The 23,833-nt window shown below is 52.9% G+C and carries 23 protein-coding genes and 1 pseudogene; 19 read left to right on the top strand and 5 right to left on the bottom strand.

Annotated features, from left to right (window positions below; all coding sequences use genetic code 11):
• Window positions 1-2: 2 nt before the first annotated feature.
• Both FFS57_RS02855 and yedA read right to left on the bottom strand, forming a co-directional pair.
• Window positions 3-626 (bottom strand): YchE family NAAT transporter, encoded by a 624-nt coding sequence (locus FFS57_RS02855; protein ID WP_137936249.1) that lies wholly within the window; start codon window positions 624-626, stop codon window positions 3-5.
• Window positions 627-708: 82 nt separating this feature from the next.
• A complete protein-coding gene (yedA, locus tag FFS57_RS02850) occupies window positions 709-1,584 on the bottom strand; it encodes a drug/metabolite exporter YedA (RefSeq protein WP_249383860.1) in 876 nt (291 codons plus the stop codon).
• 168 nt (window positions 1,585-1,752) lie between these two features.
• Between yedA and ribH the strand changes: the two genes are divergently transcribed.
• Together ribH and nusB are read left to right on the top strand one after the other, a co-directional pair.
• The gene (ribH, locus tag FFS57_RS02845; RefSeq protein ID WP_137936248.1) at window positions 1,753-2,226 is read left to right on the top strand and encodes a 6,7-dimethyl-8-ribityllumazine synthase; all 474 of its coding nucleotides are present in this window, start codon (window positions 1,753-1,755) and stop codon (window positions 2,224-2,226) included.
• On the top strand, window positions 2,226-2,678 hold the full coding sequence (gene nusB / locus FFS57_RS02840) for a transcription antitermination factor NusB (RefSeq protein ID WP_137936247.1): 453 nt from the start codon (window positions 2,226-2,228) through the stop codon (window positions 2,676-2,678). Before ribH ends, nusB begins: the two co-directional genes overlap by 1 nt.
• A 368-nt stretch (window positions 2,679-3,046) precedes the next feature.
• Here nusB and FFS57_RS02835 read toward each other — a convergent pair whose 3' ends face one another.
• From FFS57_RS02835 to FFS57_RS02825, 3 genes are all read right to left on the bottom strand, one after another.
• Window positions 3,047-6,121, bottom strand: a complete 3,075-nt coding sequence (locus FFS57_RS02835; RefSeq protein WP_137936246.1) for an efflux RND transporter permease subunit — start codon at window positions 6,119-6,121, stop codon at window positions 3,047-3,049.
• A gap of 10 nt (window positions 6,122-6,131) precedes the next feature.
• On the bottom strand, window positions 6,132-7,172 hold the full coding sequence (locus FFS57_RS02830; RefSeq protein WP_171013530.1) for an efflux RND transporter periplasmic adaptor subunit: 1,041 nt from the start codon (window positions 7,170-7,172) through the stop codon (window positions 6,132-6,134).
• Between the two features lie 192 nt (window positions 7,173-7,364).
• Window positions 7,365-9,218: a M48 family metallopeptidase gene (locus FFS57_RS02825; RefSeq protein ID WP_137936244.1), complete on the bottom strand. Its 1,854-nt coding sequence runs from the start codon at window positions 9,216-9,218 to the stop codon at window positions 7,365-7,367.
• 192 nt (window positions 9,219-9,410) lie between these two features.
• Between FFS57_RS02825 and ribD the strand changes: the two genes are divergently transcribed.
• The 17 genes and pseudogenes from ribD (at window position 9,411) to pdxJ (ending at window position 23,828) form a co-directional block, all read left to right on the top strand.
• Window positions 9,411-10,511: a bifunctional diaminohydroxyphosphoribosylaminopyrimidine deaminase/5-amino-6-(5-phosphoribosylamino)uracil reductase RibD gene (gene ribD / locus FFS57_RS02820; protein ID WP_137936243.1), complete on the top strand. Its 1,101-nt coding sequence runs from the start codon at window positions 9,411-9,413 to the stop codon at window positions 10,509-10,511.
• Window positions 10,512-10,558: 47 nt separating this feature from the next.
• On the top strand, window positions 10,559-11,149 hold the full coding sequence (locus FFS57_RS02815) for a riboflavin synthase (RefSeq protein ID WP_137936400.1): 591 nt from the start codon (window positions 10,559-10,561) through the stop codon (window positions 11,147-11,149).
• Window positions 11,150-11,296: 147 nt separating this feature from the next.
• The gene (locus FFS57_RS02810) at window positions 11,297-11,800 is read left to right on the top strand and encodes a DinB family protein (RefSeq protein ID WP_137936242.1); all 504 of its coding nucleotides are present in this window, start codon (window positions 11,297-11,299) and stop codon (window positions 11,798-11,800) included.
• Between the two features lie 51 nt (window positions 11,801-11,851).
• Window positions 11,852-12,943, top strand: coding sequence for a bifunctional 3,4-dihydroxy-2-butanone-4-phosphate synthase/GTP cyclohydrolase II (ribBA, locus tag FFS57_RS02805; protein WP_137936241.1), 1,092 nt, complete (start codon window positions 11,852-11,854; stop codon window positions 12,941-12,943).
• A 220-nt stretch (window positions 12,944-13,163) separates the two neighbouring features.
• Window positions 13,164-13,763, top strand: a complete 600-nt coding sequence (gene rpoE, locus FFS57_RS02800; protein ID WP_137936240.1) for an RNA polymerase sigma factor RpoE — start codon at window positions 13,164-13,166, stop codon at window positions 13,761-13,763.
• A 4-nt stretch (window positions 13,764-13,767) separates the two neighbouring features.
• Complete coding sequence (locus FFS57_RS02795) at window positions 13,768-14,283, top strand: sigma-E factor negative regulatory protein (protein ID WP_137936239.1); 516 nt, start codon at window positions 13,768-13,770, stop codon at window positions 14,281-14,283.
• A gap of 4 nt (window positions 14,284-14,287) precedes the next feature.
• Window positions 14,288-15,277 carry a MucB/RseB C-terminal domain-containing protein gene (locus FFS57_RS02790; RefSeq protein WP_137936238.1) on the top strand — a complete coding sequence of 330 codons (990 nt, stop codon included), beginning with the start codon at window positions 14,288-14,290 and terminating at the stop codon, window positions 15,275-15,277.
• Window positions 15,277-15,720 (top strand): SoxR reducing system RseC family protein, encoded by a 444-nt coding sequence (locus FFS57_RS02785; protein WP_137936237.1) that lies wholly within the window; start codon window positions 15,277-15,279, stop codon window positions 15,718-15,720. Before FFS57_RS02790 ends, FFS57_RS02785 begins: the two co-directional genes overlap by 1 nt.
• Window positions 15,721-15,727: 7 nt before the next feature.
• Window positions 15,728-17,119: a DegQ family serine endoprotease gene (locus FFS57_RS02780; RefSeq protein ID WP_137936236.1), complete on the top strand. Its 1,392-nt coding sequence runs from the start codon at window positions 15,728-15,730 to the stop codon at window positions 17,117-17,119.
• The gene (locus tag FFS57_RS02775) at window positions 17,112-17,360 is read left to right on the top strand and encodes a glutaredoxin family protein (RefSeq protein ID WP_137936235.1); all 249 of its coding nucleotides are present in this window, start codon (window positions 17,112-17,114) and stop codon (window positions 17,358-17,360) included. Before FFS57_RS02780 ends, FFS57_RS02775 begins: the two co-directional genes overlap by 8 nt.
• A gap of 65 nt (window positions 17,361-17,425) precedes the next feature.
• Window positions 17,426-19,219, top strand: coding sequence for a translation elongation factor 4 (gene lepA, locus FFS57_RS02770; protein ID WP_137936234.1), 1,794 nt, complete (start codon window positions 17,426-17,428; stop codon window positions 19,217-19,219).
• Between the two features lie 2 nt (window positions 19,220-19,221).
• Window positions 19,222-20,196, top strand: coding sequence for a signal peptidase I (lepB, locus tag FFS57_RS02765; protein ID WP_249383859.1), 975 nt, complete (start codon window positions 19,222-19,224; stop codon window positions 20,194-20,196).
• Window positions 20,197-20,207: 11 nt separating this feature from the next.
• Window positions 20,208-20,585: a DUF4845 domain-containing protein gene (locus tag FFS57_RS02760; RefSeq protein ID WP_137936232.1), complete on the top strand. Its 378-nt coding sequence runs from the start codon at window positions 20,208-20,210 to the stop codon at window positions 20,583-20,585.
• 7 nt (window positions 20,586-20,592) lie between these two features.
• Window positions 20,593-21,246, top strand: a pseudogene (rnc, locus tag FFS57_RS02755) (ribonuclease III); the annotation flags it as partial.
• A 29-nt stretch (window positions 21,247-21,275) separates the two neighbouring features.
• Complete coding sequence (gene era, locus FFS57_RS02750; RefSeq protein WP_137936230.1) at window positions 21,276-22,166, top strand: GTPase Era; 891 nt, start codon at window positions 21,276-21,278, stop codon at window positions 22,164-22,166.
• 174 nt (window positions 22,167-22,340) lie between these two features.
• Window positions 22,341-23,054 (top strand): DNA repair protein RecO, encoded by a 714-nt coding sequence (gene recO / locus FFS57_RS02745; protein WP_137936229.1) that lies wholly within the window; start codon window positions 22,341-22,343, stop codon window positions 23,052-23,054.
• Between the two features lie 36 nt (window positions 23,055-23,090).
• Window positions 23,091-23,828 carry a pyridoxine 5'-phosphate synthase gene (gene pdxJ, locus FFS57_RS02740; RefSeq protein ID WP_137936228.1) on the top strand — a complete coding sequence of 246 codons (738 nt, stop codon included), beginning with the start codon at window positions 23,091-23,093 and terminating at the stop codon, window positions 23,826-23,828.
• Window positions 23,829-23,833: the final 5 nt, after the last annotated feature.

Below are 23,833 nucleotides of genomic sequence, written 5' to 3'. Positions count from 1 at the left end.
CGTTATTTGGCCAGGCCGGGTAGCAGTTCTACCAGCCCGGCGCAGATGAATTCGATGCCAACCGCTGACAGTAACAAGCCCATCAGTCGGGTCGATATATTGATGCCAGTGCGACCGACCAGGCGACTGATCGGGTCGGCAAGGTTCAGCGCAGCAAAGGTGATCAGGCCAATGACGACACCGGCGCCAATCATATAACTGTATTCCCACCAATGGCGGATGCGGTCGGTGTAAATGATCACCGTACTGATTGCACCTGGCCCGGTCAGTAATGGAATAGCTAACGGTACCACACCAATGCTGTGCTTGTGCTCAGCCTCATCGGTTTCTTCCGGAGTCTGCCTGGCTGGGGCCAGTTGTGCATTCAGCATTGAAATGGCCAGCAACAGCAACAAAATACCGCCGCCGGTACGGAAGCTTGCCATGCTGATACCGAACAGCTTGATCACGAATTCGCCAATGAAGGCAGAAGTGATGATGACCAAGGCCACAGCAATGGCAGCCACGCGGATGGTACGCTTCTTTTCAATCTTGGATTGGGCGTGTGTCAGGCTGATGAACAGCGGGATGGCTCCCACGGGATTGATCAGCACCAGTAGCGAGATAAAAGCTTTGAGGAATTCCATGTTGTTCCCTTGGCGGGTGATGTGTTCAGTGTAGGCGCTGTTGTCACGCGTTGCAGGATTGCGTTCATACGTGCATTACGCGCTACGCCTTGTTTTTGACCTGTTGGAAGACCACCATGGCGACCGCGATCAGAATCGCCCCCATTGCAGCCAACTCATGAAATCCGATATGTTCGTTACCGATCCACCACCCCAGAAACACAGCCACCAGTGGATTCACGTAGGCATAGCTGGAGGCCAAGGCCGGCCGTACATGCAAAATCAGGTAAGAGAATGCGCTATAGGCAATCATCGAACCAGCAATGGTCAGGTAGAGCAGGGCGGCGATCGATGTGCCCGATGGCATCTGGGTGAGTCGCTCGCCATGTAGCAAGCTCATCAACGTCAGCACCGCGCCAGCAGCCATCATTTGAATCGCACTCGACATCGTGCCGGATGGCATGTCCAGGTATTTGCTCCAGACTGTTGCAACCGCCCAGATGCTGGTCGCGAACAGAATCAAACCGGCCCCCGTTGGGCTGGCGCTTAGGTCTGCACCGAAGTTGAGCGTGATGATGCCAGTCATGCCAATTCCGATGCCAATCCATTCGGCTTTGCTGGCGTGGTGTCCCCAAAATCGGGCGACAATGACGGTCAGCAACGGAACAATCGCCACACCCAGTGCAGCCACGGCGGATGAGATTTCCTGTTCGGCATAGGTGATCGCGCCATTACCGCCAGCCAGCATCATGGTGCCGATGATGGCGGCGTTGCGCAGTTGAATTCTCGATGGTATCGCCACGCCACGCCATTTCAACCATATAAACAATACCCCGCCAGCCAGCCAGAATCGGATTGCGGCTGCCATGAACGGCGGAATATCGAAAACGACAAAACGGATCGCCAGATAAGTCGATCCCCAGATCAGCCAGGTTGAAATGAGGGCCATAGCCAGGCCGGCGCGGGAAGGTGCGGACACGTTGGACTCGCGTGAAGAAAAGCGGCTCATTATAAGCGGAATTGTGCAAATTCCTTGTTTAAAGGAAAGCCACAGTTAGCCAACAGGGCTATCACCATGTAAAATGAAGAGTTTTCCGTCCCACATAAAAACCCGGTCTGTCTACCGGGTTCGACTTAGGAATGCCGCATGGCCCGCTACGACAATATTCTGGAAATCGAGCCGAACCGTAACGGTGAAGGCTTGCGCATTGGCATTGTGATGTGCCGTTTCAATACTGATGTCTGCGAAGGCTTGCTTGCCGCCTGCACCGCCGAACTGCTGCGTTTGGGTGTTGCATCACAAGACATTCTGATTGCCACTATTCCTGGTGCGCTGGAAGCGCCGCTGACACTGAAAACCATGGCCCAGAGCGGCAAGTTTGATGGTTTGGTGGCGTTGGGAGCTGTCATTCGCGGCGAAACGTATCATTTCGAAGTGGTCTCCAATGAATCTGCTGCTGGCATCAGTGACGTTGGTCTGGAAACGGACGTGCCCATCGCCAACGCGATCCTGACCACGGAAAACGATGATCAGGCGCTGGTGCGCATGCAGGAAAAAGGTACCGACGCGGCACAGGTCGTTGTTGAAATGATCAATCTGTTGAAAAGGCTGAGTAGATAATGAAAAGCGCACGTCGCAAGGCACGTGAATTCGCCGTGCAGGGCCTGTATCAATGGCAGCTGACCAATGACCCTGCCACGATGATCGAAAAAAATCTGGCGGAAAACCAAGCGTTTGCCAAATGTGATCTGAATCTGTTCCGCACGGTATTGTTTGGTGCCATTTCGCATGTCGATACGCTGCGTTCAGCCATGGCGCCTTACCTGGAGCGTAACTGGGATGATGTGAGCCCGGTTGAGCGAGGCGTGTTGCTGGTGGCGGGTTATGAGTTGGTACACATGCCGGATACTCCTTTCCCGGTCATCATCAATGAAGCCATTGAGCTCTCGAAAACCTTTGGCGGCAATGAAGGCCATAAATTCATCAATGGTGTGCTCGACAAATTCGTGGAGCAGGTGCGCGCGGTGGAGGCACAGAATGTACGTAGTCAACGCCACAGCCGCAAGAACTGATCAACAGGTGGCCAGTAGCCAACTGGCGTTGTAAGCTATATACAGAATGATCGGGGGCGTAAGCCCCCGATGTCGTTCATACAGGTGCCCTAGCACCAGTGATGGTGCAGCGGCTGCAAGGTCGTGCTAACTCGAATACCCGAACTGGTGGCACCCTGTAAGCATCGTGTCGTGGTACTAAGAGCTGCTAACAAAGCCCAGCGAAGTGATTCTGGTTAGGCGTGCAAATGAAGGCAGTACGTGAGTACGACAAGTTTGCACAACAACACCAGAAGGGTTTTGTTAGCGGCTCTAACTAGGTTGGCTATGCTGATAGGCCCCAGCTTTGTAGCTGAACCGAATCGAAGTACCGGCATTGCCTCGGTGACTCAAGAGGTTGGTTCCATGATGGGCATGACTTGTGGCTTGTGTTTCCCGACCAGCAATGTGTAAGCGGTGGGGATGACGAACAAAGTCAGTAAGGTGCCAAACATCAAGCCACCCATAATCACCCAGCCAATGGGTTGCCGTGCCTCCGCCCCGGCCCCAGTGGCCATGGCCAGCGGTAGAGAGCCCAATACCATGGCACCGGTTGTCATCAGAATCGGCCGCAGACGTAGCGTGGCTGCTTCCGTCACGGCATCGAACTTGTCTCGTCCCTGGTCTCGTAACTGATTGGCAAATTCCACAATCAGGATGCCATGCTTGGTAATCAATCCCACCAGCATCACCAGACCGATCTGGCTGTACACATTCAGCGACCCATTTGTTAATCGCAATGCCAGCAAGGCGCCTGCCATGGCCAGTGGTACGGTCAGCATGATTACCAGGGGGCTGATGAAGCTTTCAAATTGGGCGGACAGCACCAAATAGATAAAGGCCAGTGCCAGTACAAAGGTCAGCATCATTGCACCACCGGATTCGCGAAACTCGCGCGATTGACCATCCAGTGCTGTTTGGGTGTTATCGCCCAATTCAGTCTTGGTAATCTTGTCCAGCTCATCCAGCACTTGTCCAAGTGTATAACCGGGGGACACATTGGCAGAGATGATGGCGGCACGTTGCCGATTGAAGTGGTTCAACTCCTTGGGTGCGACTGTTTCGCTGACCGTGACCAAGTTGGATAATTGTATTAGTTGTCCGCCGGCATTACGGACATAGATGGCAGCCAGGTCATCCGGCCGGGCGCGACTGTCGGCGTCCATCTGTACAATCACGTCATATTGCTTGCCCTCAAATTTGAAGCGTGTCACTTGGCGGCCGCCCAAAAGGCTTTCCATGGTGCGGCCGATCGATTCCACCTCCACCCCGATGCTGGCCGCTTTGTCACGGTCAACTGTCACGGCTAACTGCGGTTTGTTCAGCTTCAAATCGGTATCCGGGTTGGCAATGCCAGGGTACTGGCGAAGTTTGCTCATCAGCTTGTCGACATTCTTCTCTAGTGCTTCATAGCTGTTGCCGGTCAGGACAAATTGTACGGCCGGATTGCGGAAACTTTGTCCTAAGGATGGTGGGTTGATGGCAAAAGCCAATACGCCAGGAAGGCCACCAAACAACTGACCTCCCAGGGCTTTGGTGATGTCCTGTTGCTTGGCTTGGCGTTGATCCCATGGTTTCAGCTGAACAAACCCCAAAGCCGAATTGACTGGATTGGGCCGCTCCAGGCCAGGGGCGACGATAGTAAAATAACCTTGTGCCTCCGGGATGCCGGCAAGAATGCCTTCCAACTGCCTCGTGTAACGATCGGTATAGTCGAAGCTGGCCCCATCAGGCGCAACAACGACAGTAATGAAAAAACCTCGATCTTCGGTGGGAGAAAGCTCAGATGGCAGTTGCAGATACAGCCAGCCGGCGCCGCCCAAGCAACCTGCAAACAAATATGCCGTGACCCAGCGTTGACGCAGGCTGGCGGCCAGCATGGTGCGATAGCCATCATGCAACCTGACCAGGACCTGTTCGATGGCATTATAGATGGCACCATGTCGTGCCTCATGTTTCAGCAGGCGCGAGCACATCATGGGTGTCAGTGTCAGGGCAATAAAGCCGGATACCAGTACCGCGGCAGCAACAGTCAGTGCAAATTCGCCAAACAGCTTGCCAGTATTGCCTTGCATGAAGGCCAGTGGTGTAAAGACTGCTGCCAGCGTAACGGTCATGGCGATGACCGCAAAGGCAATCTCGCGGCTGCCGCGAAATGCGGCCTGGATGGGGGGCATGCCTGCTTCGATATGGCGGTGAATATTCTCGAGCACGACGATGGCGTCATCCACCACCAGGCCAATGGCCAGCACAATGCCTAGCAAGGTCAGCACATTGATGGTGAAACCGAATAGCTGCAGAAAAATGAATGCGCCAATCAGTGACACCGGGATGGTCACAAACGGAATCAAGGTTGCGCGGAAGCTTCGCAGGAATAGGAATACCACCAGAATCACCAGGATCAGTGCTTCCAGCATGGCGTGATAGACCGCATCAATCGATCTCTCGATGAAAATTGAGCTATCAAAGGTGACTTGCAGTCGCATTCCCTGAGGGAGATTTGCACGCATGGTGGGCAACAGATTCTTTACGGCCTGGGCCACGGCCAGCGTATTGGCAGTTGATTGCTTGACCACCCCCATGCCGATGGCGGGCTGGCCCTTGTAACGAATGGTATTGCGCTCATCCTGTGCACCCACTTCGGCACGGCCGATGCCTCCTAGGCGCAATGGGTAGCCATTCGCTTCGCTGATGACCATGTCGGTAAACTGTTGGGGTGTTTGCAAGTCGGTTTCGGCCAATACTGTGAACTCACGTTGCTGGCTTTCAATGCGGCCGGATGGGATTTCAACGTTCTGTTTACGCAGTGCATTTTCGACATCCTGTACGGTCAGTCCGTTGGCCGCCAGCTTGTCACGGTCCAGCCATAAACGCATGGCGCGTCGACGCTCGCCACCAATGATCACGGAAGCTACCCCTGGCAGGGTTTTGATCTGATCGGCCAAGGTGCGGTCCGCATAATCCGACAAATCAATCGAAGAATGTAGATCGCTGGATAGACCGATCCAGATGATAGCCTGGGCATCTGCTTCAATCTTGGCAACAACTGAATCATCGGCTGCTTCGGGCAGGCGGCCTTTGACGCGGGCAACCCGATCACGCACGTCATTGGCTGCAGAGTCAACGTCACGATTACCAATGAATTCGACAGTGATCTGGCTGACCTCCTCTCGGCTGACTGATTTGATGGTCCTGATGCCCTCGATGCCTGACAACGAGTCTTCCAGTGGCTGGGTAACCTGTGATTCAATGACTTGCGGACTGGCCCCTTTATATACGGTACGGACGGATACGATTGGTGTATCGATGTTGGGGTACTCACGTACTGATAAACGCAAGAAAGACATGATGCCGACCAGGATAATGGCCAGGCTCATCACCGTAGCCAGTACTGGGCGTTTGATGGAGAGATCGGACAGGGTCATTGGATTCCCTTCACGACTTCTTTACCGGGGCTGTGTCAGCTTCTGTCACGGCAGCGCCGGGCTGCAGCTTGATCTGGCCTTCAACCACCACACGTTCACCTGCTTTCAGTCCTTGTGTTACCTCGACTTCACCGGGGCGACGATTGCCGAGTGTGACTTTTGCTGGCACTGCTTTGCCATCCACAACACGGAAAACCAGACTGGAACCGCCTTTGGCGACAATGGCCTGTTCCGGCACAATCACCGCCATTGGTCTTGCCAGTGGGATACGTATGCGTGCGAACATACCTGGTTTCAGCTGGCCGGTGATGTTGAGGGTGCTGGCTCGTACCAGCAGGCTCCGGGTTTTTTCGTCGACCGTGGTGTCAAATGCACTGATACTACCGGTGAATTCCTGGCCTGGGGCCGCGTCCACAACAATCTGAATGGCTTTGCCGGCGCCCAATTGGTTGATGAAAGCCTCAGGTACCCGAAAGTCCACTTTTAAAACTGAGTCGTCTTCCAGTTTCACCAGCTCTTGTCCCGGTTGCACATAGGCGCCGGGGCTGACTTGCCGTAATCCCAGCACCCCATCAAACGGGGCGGCGATACGGGTTTTGGCCAATCGAGCTCTGTCCAGTGCAATTTTGGCACGAGCCTGTTGATCGCTGGATTGCTGTTCATCCAGTGCCTGTTGGCTGACATAATTGTCCTGTTTCAGCGATTGCAGACGTTTCAGGCGATCCTTGGCTAATTCGCCATCAACCTGAGTCGCTTTCAATTGCGCTTCCTGTTCACTGGCATCCAGTGAAAACAACAATGCTCCCCGCTTGACCTGTTGCCCTTCACGAAAGTGGATCTGAGTGATGCGCCCAGCCACTTCCGGACGTAGCACAACCGATTCGTTGGCGCGCAGACTTCCGATTGCTGTCAATGCTTGGGCGATTTGGCCTGATTGGACAACAGCGGTTCGAACGGGCACCGCTTTGCCGGATGGTGATGCAGCCTTGATCGGTAAGGGAAAAAGTAACAGGGAACCTAGCAGGGCATGTGAGAACAGGCTGGCATTCATGCAGGGGCGCATCCAGACGGGTATACGAGAATGATAGATGCTAACCGATATTTCTGACGTCGCTAAGTTGTGATAAGGCACGGCGCCCGCACTGGGCTTAATTTGCAGCACTTGAAGGATGGGCTGCCACGGGACGTTACTCACCGGGGTGCAATGGCTGTCGTCGGGTAAGTATCGTGAGCCGTGAGCGGGTCAGGGGAACAGCTGCGAGCCCGATAGTTTTTCGGCGCGTTGCTTGAGTGCCCGTGTGCGGTTATCCAGTTTGATGATGAACGTCTGGTTGGGCAGCAATGTGTTGGGGGTGATGGTATGAGGGTTGACACTTCTCGCCTGCGTAGTGTTTTGTAGCAGCATCAGATAAAGCGATCGTTCCGGAAAATCTGTCACACTCCGTCGGAGCAACCAGGCTTGTTCCACAAAAGGATCATTGGCCAAATCACGGCTGAGCGCATCGGCCTGTTGTGGTGGCAGGTCGTGTGGTAGCAGTGGGATATCGGCCTTGGGGGTGCCATCATCCCGATGCTCGGTGGCCAGCACAAATTCGCAGGCAAGGCGGAAGTAGCTTTCTGCGCCTCGGTCATCGCCTCTATCTTGCAGATAGCAATATGCCTGGCGAGCACAAATCGTAGTCAGCCTGGGGTCATGACGTAGCGCTTGGTCCAGATGATCCAATCCACGATGGTCGTTTTGCGATAGCCATAGTTGCCCAAGCAGCTGATGCGCTGGCGCGAATTCCGGATGTTCTCGGGTAAGGTATTCGCAGCTGGCAATGGCCAGTTTGTGCTTGCCCAGTGCATTGGCCAGTTCTGCCAAGCGCCATGCACGCGGCAGACTGAGTGGGACGGTGTTGGCCTCTTGTTGCAATTCGTCCAGTTCACGACGCCCCTCCTGTACTTGACGATGTCGTGCCTGCCAGCTGCTGCGGATCTGCTGGCGCCAAGCCTCATCCAGGGTATCCTGCAATGCGTCAAGGTCGTTACCAAGCAGTCTGCGGGCTGCGTTGATACTGATTGGCTCGGGCAATGCGGGTGGATGGCCCAGGTGCTCAAGCCGATCACGCAGGGATGGGTGGGTATCAAAGTGACCGGTTTCGTGTGTCAAGGCACTCTGTAACCATGTGGCCAGATCGTGTTGTTGCATGCCAAGTGTAATTGCTTGTTCCAGCGCGCGATGTGGAGAGGGCGTGGGCTCTGGTGTGTCTTCTGCATTGCGTAGCAGGGCAGGCCAGTAATGCTGTTCCAGCCAGCGGCTGGCCAATTGCGAAAGGACCAGCGCTTCCATCGTGACGCGCTTACCGCACATGGTGACGGAGGCTTGGTCGGCTTCATATTCGTTTTGTCGCGCCAGCACAAAAGAATAGGCATTGAAGTAATGAACGAATCGGTGTAGCCATTGCATTGGCAGCGACTGTTGCGTGTCGACGAGGTTATGACGCTCCAAGGCTCGTTGCCAGGTATTGCGCAGTCGATAGACCCAGCAGGCAAAACGCCCATGTTGGGCGGACAAGTGGCCGAACTCGTGTGCCAGTACAGCGGCAAAATGTCGGGTTGATAATGCCAGCATGAGCGGTAAACCCAACAGCAGAATATTATGGTGCCAACCTACAGCTCCCAGTCTGGGCTGTTGAATGATTGCGGCATTGAAATCTACGGTCAGCAAAACTTGATTGACCGTCGGACTCCCAACCTTGGTGGCTACCTTGTCAATCAGCCGGAACAGGTTGGGTGCATTGTCGCGAGTCAGCAGCTCGCCCCGTGGTGTGGCAGGTGTTATACGGCATAACATTATTAGCAGCGCGGCCAGAATGCTTAAAACCGTGGCCACGATGAACCAGCTGGGGTGCAGTGGATAGGACAATGCAGCGGATATCGCCAGCATGGCAGCCGCGACCAGCAACAGGCCCGCCAGCAGTTGTCCGGCATGGCCGATCATCGCGAGTGCCAGTACGCGGGCACGGTACCACGTGGGATGGCGGATCGCTTCGGCTTCCAGTCGCGCAATCAATTCCGTGTATTCGCTGGATGGGTGGTTGTGGGGATTTGTCATATTCCGGTGTGCATTACTTAATGACTGACGATTTTATGCAAGTGGCAAGCAATTGACAAAGCAGGATGAAGATCGACTTATATCTGTATTGTGCAGTATGTATGGGGATTGCGCAGTGGTATTGCCCGTGGACGCTGGTAGCGGTGCTCGGTAACATGGCGGTTTGCTCTATGACAGGCTTTGAAGGCAACCATGTTTTCTGCTGACGATCATCGTTTCATGGCGCGCGCGTTGCAACTTGCTGTTCAAGGGGCGTGGCTGACGACCCCCAATCCATCGGTGGGTTGTGTGCTGGTACGCGATGGGCACATCCTCGGTGAGGGGCATACCCTGCCGGCCGGTCAGGATCATGCCGAAATTCAGGCAATCAAGGATTGCTTGCAACGTGGCGATACACCAAAAGGCGCGACGGCCTACGTTACCCTGGAACCCTGTAGCCATCATGGGCGGACCCCACCTTGCGCAGATAAACTGGCCGAGGCGGGTATTGCCCGGGTCGTGGCGGCATTGACTGACCCGAATCCGCAGGTGTCCGGTCGCGGTTTGCAACGACTAAAGGCTGCAGGTATTCGGGCGGAGGTTGGGTTGCTGGGCGAGGCGGCACGCGTGCATCATATTGGATTCATTTCAAGGATGGAGCGTGGCCAGCCGTGGACACGGGTCAAGCTGGCTGCCAGTCTGGATGGCAAAACAGCACTGAACAATGGCATCAGCCAATGGATCACTGGGCCGGCTGCTCGGGTGGATGTGCATCGGCTGCGAGCCAGATCCTGTGCTATGTTGACCGGTATTGGTACCGTGTTGGCTGATAACCCGCAATTGAATGTACGTGAAGTGCTATGTAGTCGCCAGCCTGCTCGTGTGGTGGTGGATAGCCAGTTGCGCTTGCCAGTTGATGCTCGTCTGCTGGAAGGGGGGGGGGTGATGGTTGCCCATGCCATTGCGGATTCGCCCCGGGCCGCTGCGTTACAGGCTATGGGCGTTACGCTGTTGCATCTACCTACTACGTCAGGTCAGGTGGATTTGTCGGCCCTGATGACTGCGCTAGGTAGCGCCGGCATGAATGAAGTCACGGTGGAGGCAGGTAGCCAGCTGTGCGGTGCGTTGTTGAATGCTGGTTTGGTGGATGAGCTGGTGCTGTATTTGGCCCCCGTGCTGCTGGGGCAGCATGCACGGGGGCTGTTCGAGTTGCCAGAGTTGACGGCAATGGCAGGTCGGCACGATTTGAAATGGGTTGACCAGCGTATGGTTGGCCAGGATTTGCGTTTAACGGCACATCTTCATCCCGCCTGATCATTGTCCTATCTATTCAATACTCAATCATGAAAGTTTTTGACATCATGTTCACAGGCATTATTCAAGCAACGGGTACCATTCGCCAGGCTACGCTACAGGGTGATGATTTGCGTCTTGAAATTCACGCGCCAGGGCTCGATTTCAGCGACGTCAAGCTGGGCGACAGTATTGCGGTCAATGGCGTGTGTCTGACCGCTATTGAACTCAGCCCGGATGGTTTTGTAGCGGATGTGTCCAAGGAATCGCTGGACTGTACGACTGGCCTGGATCAGGCGGGGCTGGAAGTGAATCTGGAAAAGGCGATGCGTCCCATTGACCGGCTTGGCGGGCATCTGGTATCTGGGCATGTGGATGGCGTGGGTGAGGTGATGGCGTTCGATGCGGTTGGAGACTGTTTCGAGTTGGTAATTCATGCACCGACGGCATTGGCCAAATATTTTGCGGCAAAAGGCTCTGCAACGATCAATGGCGTCAGCCTGACTACCAATCGCGTCGAGGGTGACTGCTTTTCGATCAATCTGATTCCGCATACACTGCAAGAAACCAATCTGAAGCACCTCAAAGTAGGGAGTCGAGTCAATCTCGAGGTCGACTTGATCGCCCGTTATTGTGAGCGTCTGCTGAGCTTCCGCTGATTTGGCGTTGCATGATCGCCTGCCGATCGTACGGCTTTCGAGGCCCCCTTGCATTCGTGCGGTGGTCTGTTACAGATCGATCTGCGACAATAACGCGGCTGAAGCTATCGGTGACCAAGCACCACCTGTTGATGAAGGGATCGTTACATGTTTACTGGCCATTACCCGCAGTTGATGGCGGAGTACAACTGCTGGATGAATGAAAGGTTGTATGAGGCCTGTCGTCAGCTGGGTGACGAGCTGCTGAAAGCGGATCGCGGTGCATTCTTTGGTTCCATCCACCATACTTTGAATCATATTTTGTGGGGGGATCGAGTCTGGTTGGCACGATTCAATGGAAAGACCTATGACGTCAAGGCGATGGGTGAGCCGCTTTACGAGGACTTTTCGCAGCTGCATGCCGCACGTGTTGCAATGGACCAGGATTTTCTCGATTGGGCTGCCGGTATTGATCAGGCGTGGCTAAGTGAGCCAATGACCTGGACCAGCAAGCTGTATGGTATGAGCCAGACCGTGCCACGGTGGATACTGGTCACACAGATGTTCAATCATCAAACCCACCATCGAGGGCAGATTTCCACCTTGTTGTCGCAGCTGGGTGTGGATATCGGTATTACTGATATCCCGATGCTGCCAGTGTTGAATGCTTAACCGCACGCTGACTTGCCGTTAGGGTAGGGTGGTATGCAGAAAGAATGGATTATGAATATTTCCCCGATTCAGGACATTATCGCCGACATGCGTGCGGGCCGGATGGTCATTCTGGTCGATGATGAAGATCGTGAAAACGAGGGCGACCTGATTCTGGCATCGGATTTTGTTACCCCGGAAGCCATCAATTTCATGGCCAAGCATGGCCGAGGTTTGATTTGCTTGACATTGACGCGTGAGCGCTGCCGCCAGCTTGATCTGCAACTGATGGTATCTCGTAATGGGACGCCTCATGGCACCAATTTCACAGTGTCGGTCGAAGCGGCAGAAGGGGTATCTACCGGCATCTCGGCAGCAGATCGTGCGCGTACGGTCAGGGTGGCGGTGGCTAAGCATGCAAAGCCGGAGGACCTGGTTCAGCCTGGTCATATTTTTCCGCTTATGGCGCAGGATGGTGGTGTGCTGGTACGGGCCGGACATACCGAAGCCGGCTGTGATCTGGCGCAGCTGGCGGGGTTGACGCCGTCGTCAGTGATCTGCGAGATCATGAATGATGACGGGACCATGGCACGTTTGCCGGAGTTGCTGCAATTTGCTGAGGTACATGGCTTGAAGGTAGGCACCATTGCGGACCTGATTCAATACCGCCATCAGCATGAGCGCTTGGTGGAACGAGTGGTGGAGCGTGCAATCAATACTATCGCAGGAGATTTTCAGTTGATTGTGTATCGAGACTTGACAGCTAATACATTGCAACTCGCGTTGGTCAAGGGTGATATTCAGCCGGGTGATGATGTATTGGTGCGCGTGCATGAGCCGTTGAGTGTGATGGATCTGTTGGACGTGTCTGACAAGGCGCATTCCTGGGGGGTCTATCCAGCCTTGAAAAAGATAGCGGATGCAGGTAAAGGGGTGGTGCTGTTGTTACATCGGGCGGAAACGGCCGAGGATCTACTGGCCCGATTGATGCCAACACAGGAAAACCGAACCCGTAGCAAATGGGATCTGCGTAACTATGGCATCGGCGCGCAGATACTGCGCGATCTGAATGTGACGCGCATGACTGTGATGGCGCCACAACGCAAAATGCCCAGTATGGCGGGGTTTGATCTGGCATTATTGGGTAATGTGCTTCCTGACTAATTCGTTGACACCCGCAGTGGTCGGGGCAGTGTTGTTGATGTCGACCGCCAAGAGTCGACACCTATAAATGCAGGTATCGTGAACTATTTCTTAACCCCAAGGTCAGTACTGGCAAACCTGTCGGGGACCATCCGTCAGGCGGGCATAATCTGTTGAAACATGGCTTAATTGCTGTGGAACCAATGTCCGCAGAAAACGACAAAACAGGGAGTGATATTGAATGGGCGATCGTGAGGTCGACCAGCAACTGGTCGAACGAGCGCAGCAAGGCGACAAGCGGGCATTCGAGCTGCTGGTCAGCAAGTACCAGCGTAAGCTGGCACGTTTGCTCTCGCGCTTCATCCGCGATCCCGGCGAAGTCGAGGATGTGGCGCAGGAAGCCTTCATCAAGGCTTATCGGGCGTTACCCACGTTCCGCGGTGAGAGTGCGTTCTATACCTGGCTTTACCGAATCGGCATCAACACAGCCAAGAACTATCTGGTGTCGATGGGTCGCCGAGCGCCGGTGAATGCCGAGGTGATGGATGAGGAAGACGAGGGGCCGACGCTATCGGATCGCATTCCGGATATGAATACGCCGGAAACAGAACTGATGAACCGGCAGATAGTCGATACCGTCAACCAAGCTGTTGAGGCATTGCCAGACGAGTTGCGTACCGCCATCACGCTGCGCGAGATGGAAGGGCTGAGTTACGAAGATATTGCATCGATCATGGACTGTCCGATCGGGACGGTCAGATCACGGATATTCCGCGCTCGCGAGGCTATCGCGGCGCAATTGCGACCTTTGCTTGATACCGGGAAAAACAAGAGGTGGTAACCAAATGAACGAACAACTCTCCCAATTAATCGACAGCGAACTCGATGAAGAGTCGGTCGGAAGAATGCTTGCCGCATTCAAGTCCGAACAGGGGCTGCGTGACGAATGGCATGTCTATCATCTGATTGGTGATGCAATGCGCGATGAGGCGCCGCCATTGTCGACAGATTTCATCTCCCGGTTTGGCGAGCGCTTGGCGCAAGAGCCGATTGTTTTTGCTCCCAAGGCGATCCCGAAAAATCGCACTGGTTTCTCGCGTCGGTATGTTGCGATGTCTGCCGCCGCATCCGTTGCGGCGGTTGCTATGGTCGGTTGGTTCGCGCTAAATGGCATGCAGCTTGGCAATGTCAGCCCATCTGTGCAGCCCATTGCGGCTGCGAATGATCCGTCGCTGCATCAGGTAGCAGTTTCCAACGGTGCCAGTATCGACGGTATGCAGGATTATCTGGTGGTGCATCGTGAGATGACCGGCCTGCATTCCGCCAATTTCACCACTCCAGGTCAATCCAAAGGGCGTTGAGCACATGAGGGTGTTCCTGAGCGTACTGCTGCTGACCGCGGCGAGCAGTGTGTGTGTGGCTGAAACCGTGTTGCCACCTGCCGATGCGGCAGCATTGCTGAAGAAGATCGCAACAGCTGTGCGAAAGCAGAGCTATGCCGGCATGTATGTCTATCAGCATGATGGTGAAGTGGAAACCTTCCGCATGATGCATTTGCTGGAAGGGGACAATGAACTGGAAAAGCGCGAATCGCTGGATGGTCCGGTGCGTGAGTTTATTCGATCTAACGATCAAGTAAATTGCTATTTGCCGGAACTGCCTACCAACCCGGTTGAGCTCAGGCGTCGTGTCAGTATCAAGCTTTTTCCGGCTTTGTTGCCGGACGATCCTGCCGAAATTGTCAATCTCTATCACTTCAAAAAACAGGATGTAGAGCGTGTCGCCGGTATCGATAGCTCCGTTCTGGTGATGGAACCCAAAGACACGCTGCGTTATGGTCGCAAGCTTTGGTATGACCCCAATTCGGGGTTGCTGTTGCGTATTGGTACCTACAACAGTAAGCGGGAACCAGTTGAGCAGTTTTCGTTCATTCAGCTCAACATCGGCGGACAGCTCGATCGCAAGTCGCTGAAGCCCCGTTTTGCCAATAAGATTCCATTGCGACCCGGTGACGTGATTGCTGCGGAGGGTAGTCGTCCGGATTCTGGCTTCGAGATCCGACCCCTGCCGCCCGGTTATCGGTTGTTGCAGGAAGGCAAGCGAATGCTGGGGCACCGAAATGTGCAGGTGTCACACCTCATGCTGGGGGATGGCATGGCAGCAGTTTCTGTTTTCGTCGAGCCACAGCAATCGCAAGGTAAGCAAGGCAGCATGATGGTGAATCATGGTGCTATCAATATTTATACGCGTTATACGACAGATGCGCGGATCACCGCCTTGGGAGATGTACCTGAGGCGGCACTGATGTTGATCGGTGGCTCGGTCACGCAAAAGCCGTCCCGGGCAGCCCAGTAATGGAAATGCGAGTGGTCGTGTGTAAGGTGGCAGCAGGCTCCGCTCAGGTGGAGGCTGTTGGCTTCGGGCGGTGTGGCCAATGCCAGGGGCAGTGTTCCAGTCAGGCTGCGTTTACCCATCTGTTTCGCCGTGCTCCGCGCCATCTCGCAATTTCTGCGAACAACTGTCAGCCTGGTGACATGCTGACTCTGGGTGTTGATGCTGGTGTACTACGACGTGTGGCTGCTGCCGCCTATGGTACGCCACTGCTTAGTCTCATGCTGGGTGCTCTGCTAGGGGCATTGATTGGCGAGCAAGTTTCCATATTGGGTGCATCGGTTGGTTTGTTGCTTGGTATTTTGCTGGGCGGCAGATTGGCAAGACGTATCCGCTTGGCTGTCGATTTTTCACAGCCACAATCAGTTGATTGTTCTGCTTCCTCATCGCTCATCAAACAAAGGTAATCCACTTATGAAGAAATTGTTGTCAGCAACCGCATTGCTGTTGGCATCGATTCACGTTGCGCATGCTGCGATTGCTTCGCCGGATATCGCGGCGTTGGTTGAAAAAGAAGGGCCGGCTGTCGTCAACATCAGCACTACCCAGACGGTTGTCAATAATCAGGGTGGCCCTGGTATGTCTGAAGATGACCCGTTTTACGAATTTTTCCGTCGGTTCCAGCCACGACAGCAGCCGCCGCGTGAATTCCAGGCGCGTAGCCTGGGTTCTGGCTTCATTATCAGTAATGATGGCTACATCATGACTAATGCCCATGTAGTGGGCAATGCTGATGAAATCACGGTCAAGTTGACTGACAAGCGTGAGTTCAAAGCTAAAGTAATCGGCACGGATGAACGCACTGATGTGGCATTGATCAAGATTGACGCCAAGCAACTGCCAACAGTTCGGTTGGGGGAGCCTGCCAGATTACGAGTGGGGGAGCCTGTGGTTGCCATTGGTTCGCCATTTGGTTTCGATAATACCGTGACATCTGGAATCGTCAGTGCCAAGGGTCGTCAGCTGCCAGACGAGAGTTTTGTGCCTTTCATTCAGACTGACGCGGCAGTCAATCCTGGGAATTCAGGCGGCCCCTTGTTCAATATGAATGGTGAGGTGGTTGGGATCAATTCCCAGATCTATAGCCGGACGGGTGGCTTCATGGGGTTGTCATTTGCCATTCCCATTGACGTTGCAATGGACGTATCCGCACAGCTGAAAGCCAGTGGTAAGGTCACGCGTGGTCGTATTGGCGTATCAATTCAGGAGATGTCCAAAGATCTGGCCGAGTCATTTGGCTTGAATAAGCCGCAAGGAGCATTGATCAGTGGCGTCGAGAAGGATGGTCCAGCAGACAAGGCGGGTATGCTGCCATCGGACATCGTGATGAAATTTGCTGATAAGCCAATCAACACCAATGCTGATTTAGTGCGTATGGTTGGTGCGACCAAGCCAGGTGCCAAGGTGACATTGCAGGTATGGCGTAACAGAGCTATCAAGGAACTGACAGTCACGGTCAGTGAAGTGCCGGAGCAGGCAGGTGGTGTCAAGCAAGGCCGGCGCAGCAATGCCAACGTTGGTCAGGTTGGATTGTTGGTTGGGGATTTGACACCGGCTCAGCGTAAGCAATTGGGTGTGGAGTATGGATTGCTGGTGCAAGCGGCGCATGGCGCAGCGGCGCGTGCGGGTATTCAGGCTGGTGATGTAATTGTTGGGATTGGTGGCGAGGACCTCAAAAATTACCAGCAGCTGGCGCGCGCGATTGAAGAGGCTAAGTCCAGCAACAGGTCTGTCACCTTACGTATCTATCGTAACGGGGGTTATCAGTTCATCCCGTTGAAGTTGTCTGGCAAGACGGATGAATAAACCTGTTCTGACCGTGCTGTTCCGCGACTATTGCAGTTTGTGTCATGCGATGGTCGCGGCATTGGACGCATATCCGGCTCGTGCCCGTTTCGACTTGAAGATTGTTGATGTGGATGCAGATGCCGCGCTGGAGGACAAATGGGGGGATTGGGTACCAGTGTTGTTGGCTGGAGACATCGAAATCTGCCATTACCATTTTGATCCTGCGGCTTTAGATGCGCATTTGGCTGCGTTCGGGTAGAATCCCCAGCTGGCTCAGTTTGATGAGGGGCACGCAGGGCGTGCCCTTAATTTTTTGCAAGACGTATGGAACATATCCGCAATTTCTCGATCATCGCTCATATCGATCACGGCAAGTCAACGCTCGCAGATCGCTTCATTCAATTTTGTGGCGGCCTGGAGGCTCGCGAGATGTCCGAGCAGGTGCTCGACTCGATGGATATCGAGAAAGAGCGGGGCATCACAATTAAAGCCCAGACTGCTGCCCTGCACTACAAGGCGCGTGACGGTAAGGTGTATAACTTGAACCTGATCGACACCCCAGGACACGTCGACTTCTCCTATGAGGTCAGCCGCTCTCTGGCTGCATGTGAAGGCGCCTTGCTTGTGGTTGATGCTTCACAGGGGGTCGAAGCTCAGACTGTTGCCAATTGCTATACCGCAATCGAACAGGGTGTGGAGGTGGTGCCGGTCTTGAACAAGATCGACTTGCCTGCCGCTGATCCGGATCGTGTGATTCAAGAGGTGGAAGACATCATTGGTATTGAAGCCGGTGATGCAGTTCGAGCCTCCGCCAAGAATGGCATTGGTATCGAAGACATTCTCGAGGCAGTTGTCAGTAAGGTGCCGTCGCCAAAAGGTAATGCCGCTGGACCCTTAAAGGCTCTGATCATCGACTCCTGGTTTGACAACTATGTTGGTGTGGTCATGCTGGTACGTGTGGTCGATGGGCAGGTCAAACCAAAAGACAAGTTGTTGTTCATGTCTACCAAAGCGCAGCATCTGTGCGAGCAGGTGGGGGTATTCACACCTAAGTCGCTGCAACGCGACGCGTTAAAAGCTGGTGAAGTGGGCTTTATTATTGCCGGGATCAAAGAACTGGCCTCTGCCAAGGTGGGTGACACTATCACGCTGGCAGCCAATCCTGCTGCGGAAGCATTGCCAGGCTTTAAAGAGGTGAAATCCCAGGTATTTGCTGGCCTCTATCCAGTGGAATCGCACGATTACGATGCACTACGTGATTCACTTGAGAAACTCAAGTTGAACGATGCAAGCTTGCATTTTGAACCTGAAGTTTCTCAGGCATTGGGTTTTGGCTTCCGTTGCGGTTTTTTGGGCTTGTTGCATCTTGAGATTGTTCAAGAGCGGCTGGAACGTGAATTCGATATGGACCTTATCACTACGGCACCGACCGTCGTGTATGAGGTATTGATGAAGGATGGCACCCTCATCGATGTCGAAAACCCGTCCAAGTTGCCGGATCTATCAAAGATCCAGGAAATTCGTGAACCCATTATCACTGCAACTATTCTAGTGCCGCAGGAATACGTTGGTTCTGTGATGACGCTGTGTAATCAAAAACGCGGCGCACAACGCAACATGCAGTACATGGGTCGGCAAGTTATGTTGACCTACGATATGCCGATGAACGAAGTGGTGATGGATTTTTTTGACAAGCTCAAATCTACCTCTCGCGGCTATGCGTCTCTGGACTATGAATTCAAGGAATTCCAGGTGGCGGACTTGGTCAAGCTGGATATTATGGTCAATGGGGAAAAAGTCGATGCCCTGAGCTTGATCGTACACCGCCTGAATGCCCTGTATCGTGGGCGGGAACTTGCGGCCAAAATGCGCGAACTGATCCCACGTCAGATGTTTGATATTGCTGTTCAAGCCGCCATCGGTTCCAACATTATTGCTCGTGAAACCATCAAAGCTTTGCGCAAGAACGTACTTGCCAAGTGTTATGGTGGTGATATCAGTCGTAAGCGCAAACTGCTGGAGAAGCAGAAGGCAGGTAAGAAGCGCATGAAGCAAGTGGGCAATGTCGAAATTCCGCAAGAAGCTTTCCTCGCCATTTTGCAAGTGAGTGATAAATAAATATGAACTGGCTCTATTTCTTTGCATTCGTGACTTTTATCGGTGTCATGCTGGCAGCGGCTAATCGTGACCCTATCGAGCCGGGAGAAGAGCCGCCGGTGATATTGCAAGCAGGTTACCTAGGTATTTTTGTCGGCATTTTTGGTTTGCTGGCACAGTTCGCAAGCCTGTCCGTTGCCATGTTACTGTTTGTGGTATTGATCGGTATCGTAGCGTATGGCTATAAAGTGTTTGAAGCCAAGGAAGATGCAGGAGAGGCGGGCAGGAAGAGAATCCCTATCTCTGTTGAATACGCACGTGATTTTTTTCCGATCTTGTTAGTGGTATTCCTGTTACGTTCTTTTCTGGTTGAGCCTTTTCAGATCCCATCCAGTTCCATGCGGCCAGGTTTGATCGTTGGTGATTTTATTCTGGTAAATAAGTTTGCCTATGGTCTGCGGATGCCTGTTACCAATCAGGTAGTAGTGCCTATAGGTACACCTGCTCGTGGCGACGTGATGGTGTTCCACTTCCCGGAAGACGAGAAGATTGATTACATCAAGCGGGTCGTTGGTTTGCCAGGGGATAAGGTGGAATACCGAAATAAGCGTTTAACCATTAACGATGAGCCAGTTTCTCAACAAGAGAATGGTACCTACCAATATGTGGCAGATGAAGTATTGAGTGTGCTGACAACCGCCCGGAAGCTAGAACAGCTTGGTCAGCATTCCCACCCCATCATTGTTGATGAAAGTAAACCGACTGTCACGACGATGAATGTGAAGGATTTTCCGAATCGTGATGCTTGTGTCTATAGTGATGAGGGATTCGTGTGTAAAGTGCCTGAGGGACATTACTTCATGATGGGTGATAATCGGGATAATTCAGCCGATAGCCGTTATTGGGGTTTTGTGCCAGAACGTAATATTGTTGGTAAGGCATTTCTGGTGTGGATGAATTTCCGCGATCTGAAGCGAATTGGTACATTGATCAACTAGGAGCAAAATAAATGCACAAGCAATATGGCATGAGCCTGTTTGGATTTTTGATTATCGCTGCTGTTGTCGGTTTTTTTGCATTGCTGGGAGTTCGTGCCATTCCTGCTTATTCGGAATACTTTAGTGTCAAAAAAATAGTGAAGGCTTTGATTCAGGAAAATGCGGGTAGTACACCGCAGGAGATTCGTGCAAATTTCGAAAAACGTGCGACTATTGATTACATTTCATCGGTCAAGGGTGATGATTTGGATATTGAGCAAATTGGTGGCACAACGACTATTGGTCTTGAATATTCAAAGGAAGTCCCAGTCGTTGCGAATGTCAGCTTGAAATTCGCATTCAAGGTCTCTGAAACAAATGGTAGTAAAACGCCGGATGCGGCTCAATAGTAATTGAATGCGATATCAACGTCTTATAAACCAATTAAATTATGAGTTTACTGACGCCTCATTATTGCGTCAGGCATTGACGCATAGAAGCTTCGGTACGCCAAATAACGAGCGACTTGAGTTTTTGGGTGATTCCGTCCTTAATTGCTCTGTAGCTCGCTTATTGTTCGATCATTTTCCTCGACTGACCGAGGGTGAGCTCAGTCGTGTACGAGCCAGTCTCGTCAAACAGCAGGCGCTGGCAGAAATTGCCAATCAACTTCAGTTGGGTGATTATCTGATGCTGGGTGAGGGGGAGCTGAAAAGTGGTGGCTTTCGGAGACCTTCAATTCTGGCCGATGCGTTAGAGGCGCTGCTGGGTGCGGTTATGTTGGATCGAGGGTTTGAAGCTGCATTCGGCGTGATTTCACAGCTTTATCAACCGATGCTAACAGCGTTGGATCCCAATGCCGTATCCAAGGACCCTAAAACCCGTCTTCAGGAGTGGTTGCAAGGTCGACGTTTCCAATTGCCGCAGTATGCTTTACTGGCAGTGCAGGGTGAGGCACATGATCAGCATTTTGATGTTGAGTGCCGAGTCGTCGAATTGGATTTGGCGGCCAAGGGTAGTGGCTGTAGTCGACGCGCAGCGGAGCAAGAGGCTGCTCAGCAGGTTTATGATTTGATTCTCAAGCAACAGCAAGGACGCAAGTGAGCGACAATTCTTTCCATACCGGCTTCGTCGCCATTGTTGGGCGTCCGAATGTAGGCAAATCCACACTGCTCAATCAAATGATTGGGCAAAAAATCAGTATTACCTCTCGTAAAGCGCAGACGACACGTCATCGCGTAACTGGCATCTATACCGATGATGTGTCACAGTTTGTGTTTGTTGATACGCCAGGTTTTCAGACGCGTCATCGCAATGCTATGAATGATGCGTTGAATCAGAGCGTCAAAACCACACTCGGTGATGTGGATGCTGTACTGTTTGTTGTGGAGGCTATGAAATATGGTCCGGCTGATGCAGAGGTTCTGGCATTGTTGCCTAAACATCGACCTGTTTGGTTGGTGATCAACAAAATCGATAAACAGACTGATAAGGCGGTGTTGTTGCCGTTCATTCAAAATCTGGCCCAGCAATTTGCTTTTGCAGGCATCGTGCCAGTGAGCGCCGAACGCGGTACGCAGATTAAGGCATTGCTGGATGATGTTCGTCCGCATCTACCGGAAGGCGAATTATTGTACCCGGAAGACCAGATTACCGATCGGAACGAACGTTTTCTTGCCGCAGAGATTGTTCGTGAGAAATTGTTTCGCTTATTGGGTGAAGAGCTACCCTATTCCATCAATGTTGAAATCGAAAAATTTGATGTTGATGGTGCGTTACGGCGCATCTATGCAGCGGTATTTGTCGACAAGCCCAACCAGAAGGCCATCATTATCGGAAAAGGTGGTGAAAAGTTAAAACGGGTCTCCTCTGAAGCGCGTGTTGATATGGAGCAGATGTTCGATGGCAAGGTTTATCTTGAAGTGTGGGTCAAGGTGAAGAGTGGTTGGGCAGATGATGTCCGCTTTTTAAAACAGTTGACCGGGGAGTAAGATGTCGCTGGTTGTCGGACCAAAGCCTTGTTGGTGTGCTTGGTTTGATAGGCAGCGCAACTTTGCCCTGCGTCTGATTCGCAATAGAGCATGGAGCCGCACTACAAGGGGTGATGATTCTGCCTTGTATATTGCTTGGGCTAAACATCTTACTCAATTTATCCCACTTCTTTCATGAGCGAGTCACGTCGCGTTGAGGCGCAGCCTGCCTTTGTGCTGCACACCTATCCCTATCGTGAAACCAGTTTGATTGTTGAGGCGTTTTCGCGCGATTATGGTCGCGTGGCAATCGTGGCGCGTGGCGCACGTCGGCCGAAATCTGCGGTACGTGGCATATTGATGGGATTCCAGCCGATTTTGCTATCCTGGTTTGGTAAAAATGAGCTGAAAACGCTGCATAGCGCTGAATGGCAGGGGGGAATGCCGCAGCTAACTGGCTTACCATTGATTTGCGGTTTTTATCTCAACGAATTGCTGTTGCATATGCTGGCACGCGAGGATGCTCATCCTCAATTATTTGTCAGTTACTTCGATACCTTGCGGGATCTGGGACATTTGATTGACCCCTCGCCTGTATTGCGCCGCTTTGAGTTGCGTATGTTGGCTGATCTAGGTTACGGCTTGAATCTAACGCAGGCCGCTGATGGTACGTCCATTGAACCAGGTCGGTGGTATGTTTTTCAAGCTGGAAATGGTCTGTTACCGATTCAAACGCAGGAAGAAGGTGCTCTTCAAGGCAGTACATTGTTGGCTATGCATGCAGATCGGTTTGATGAGCCAGCCGTTCTGCAACAAAGTAAAGGATTGATGCGACAAGCTATCCAGCATTTGCTGGGTGATCGTCAACTTTACACACGGCGATTGTTGCGCGATTTGAATCAGCTTTGATCGGGGCAATTATCGCCCTGTCGTCCGGAGAATAGAATGATCCAACTTGGTGTGAATATTGATCATGTCGCGACATTGCGCCAAGCGCGCGGTACGCGTTACCCGAGCCCGATCCAGGCCGCAGTGATTGCAGAATCCGCTGGAGCAGATGCCATCACTTTGCACCTTCGTGAAGATCGTCGTCATATTCAGGATCGCGATGTAGCCATTCTGCGCGAGGTACTGCAAACCCGTATGAATCTCGAAACTGCAGTGACGGATGAGATGTTGGCTCATGCATTGAAAATCCGTCCGCAAGATGCCTGCCTAGTGCCAGAACGTCGGGAAGAATTGACGACGGAGGGTGGATTGGATGTAATCGCCAATCGAAGCAGGGTCAAAGCGGCGATTGATATGTTGACCGAAGCTGGTTCACGGGTTTCGCTTTTCATCGATCCGGACCTAAAGCAAATCGATGCAGCCAAGGAACTAGGTGCACCAGTAGTGGAAATTCATACCGGGCGCTATGCCGATGCGGAAGATCCGGCTACGGTGCAATTGGAGCTGGAGCGTATCCGTATTGCTGTTGCGCATGGTACCAGGCTCGGTCTGCGTGTGAATGCGGGTCACGGGTTGCACTACCATAATGTACAAAAGATTGCGGCAATTCCAGGTGTAAAGGAATTGAACATTGGGCACGCCATTGTTGCGCAAGCATTGTTTGTAGGTTTTAAAGAGGCGGTACAGGAGATGAAACAGCTAATTGAGGTTTCTTCGCGCCTAGCCACAGGCTGAGGCAG

This window comes from Chitinivorax sp. B, assembly GCF_005503445.1.
GTDB lineage: Bacteria > Pseudomonadota > Gammaproteobacteria > Burkholderiales > SCOH01 > Chitinivorax.
The sequence above is the reverse complement of the archived record's forward strand: the minus strand, read 5'-3'. Positions and strand labels throughout refer to the sequence as shown.

Excerpts from the sequence above, each read along its gene's own strand:
- FFS57_RS02855 (WP_137936249.1), bottom strand. The coding sequence starts at position 626 with ATGGAATTCCTCAAAGCTTTTATCTCGCTACTGGTGCTGATCAATCCC.
- ribH (WP_137936248.1), top strand. The coding sequence starts at position 1,753 with ATGGCCCGCTACGACAATATTCTGGAAATCGAGCCGAACCGTAACGGT.
- nusB (WP_137936247.1), top strand. The coding sequence starts at position 2,226 with ATGAAAAGCGCACGTCGCAAGGCACGTGAATTCGCCGTGCAGGGCCTG.
- FFS57_RS02835 (WP_137936246.1), bottom strand. The coding sequence starts at position 6,121 with ATGACCCTGTCCGATCTCTCCATCAAACGCCCAGTACTGGCTACGGTG.
- FFS57_RS02830 (WP_171013530.1), bottom strand. The coding sequence starts at position 7,172 with ATGAATGCCAGCCTGTTCTCACATGCCCTGCTAGGTTCCCTGTTACTT.
- FFS57_RS02825 (WP_137936244.1), bottom strand. The coding sequence starts at position 9,218 with ATGACAAATCCCCACAACCACCCATCCAGCGAATACACGGAATTGATT.
- ribD (WP_137936243.1), top strand. The coding sequence starts at position 9,411 with ATGTTTTCTGCTGACGATCATCGTTTCATGGCGCGCGCGTTGCAACTT.
- FFS57_RS02815 (WP_137936400.1), top strand. The coding sequence starts at position 10,559 with ATGTTCACAGGCATTATTCAAGCAACGGGTACCATTCGCCAGGCTACG.
- FFS57_RS02810 (WP_137936242.1), top strand. The coding sequence starts at position 11,297 with ATGTTTACTGGCCATTACCCGCAGTTGATGGCGGAGTACAACTGCTGG.
- ribBA (WP_137936241.1), top strand. The coding sequence starts at position 11,852 with ATGAATATTTCCCCGATTCAGGACATTATCGCCGACATGCGTGCGGGC.
- rpoE (WP_137936240.1), top strand. The coding sequence starts at position 13,164 with ATGGGCGATCGTGAGGTCGACCAGCAACTGGTCGAACGAGCGCAGCAA.
- FFS57_RS02795 (WP_137936239.1), top strand. The coding sequence starts at position 13,768 with ATGAACGAACAACTCTCCCAATTAATCGACAGCGAACTCGATGAAGAG.
- FFS57_RS02790 (WP_137936238.1), top strand. The coding sequence starts at position 14,288 with ATGAGGGTGTTCCTGAGCGTACTGCTGCTGACCGCGGCGAGCAGTGTG.
- FFS57_RS02785 (WP_137936237.1), top strand. The coding sequence starts at position 15,277 with ATGGAAATGCGAGTGGTCGTGTGTAAGGTGGCAGCAGGCTCCGCTCAG.
- FFS57_RS02780 (WP_137936236.1), top strand. The coding sequence starts at position 15,728 with ATGAAGAAATTGTTGTCAGCAACCGCATTGCTGTTGGCATCGATTCAC.
- FFS57_RS02775 (WP_137936235.1), top strand. The coding sequence starts at position 17,112 with ATGAATAAACCTGTTCTGACCGTGCTGTTCCGCGACTATTGCAGTTTG.
- lepA (WP_137936234.1), top strand. The coding sequence starts at position 17,426 with ATGGAACATATCCGCAATTTCTCGATCATCGCTCATATCGATCACGGC.
- lepB (WP_249383859.1), top strand. The coding sequence starts at position 19,222 with ATGAACTGGCTCTATTTCTTTGCATTCGTGACTTTTATCGGTGTCATG.
- FFS57_RS02760 (WP_137936232.1), top strand. The coding sequence starts at position 20,208 with ATGCACAAGCAATATGGCATGAGCCTGTTTGGATTTTTGATTATCGCT.
- recO (WP_137936229.1), top strand. The coding sequence starts at position 22,341 with ATGAGCGAGTCACGTCGCGTTGAGGCGCAGCCTGCCTTTGTGCTGCAC.
- pdxJ (WP_137936228.1), top strand. The coding sequence starts at position 23,091 with ATGATCCAACTTGGTGTGAATATTGATCATGTCGCGACATTGCGCCAA.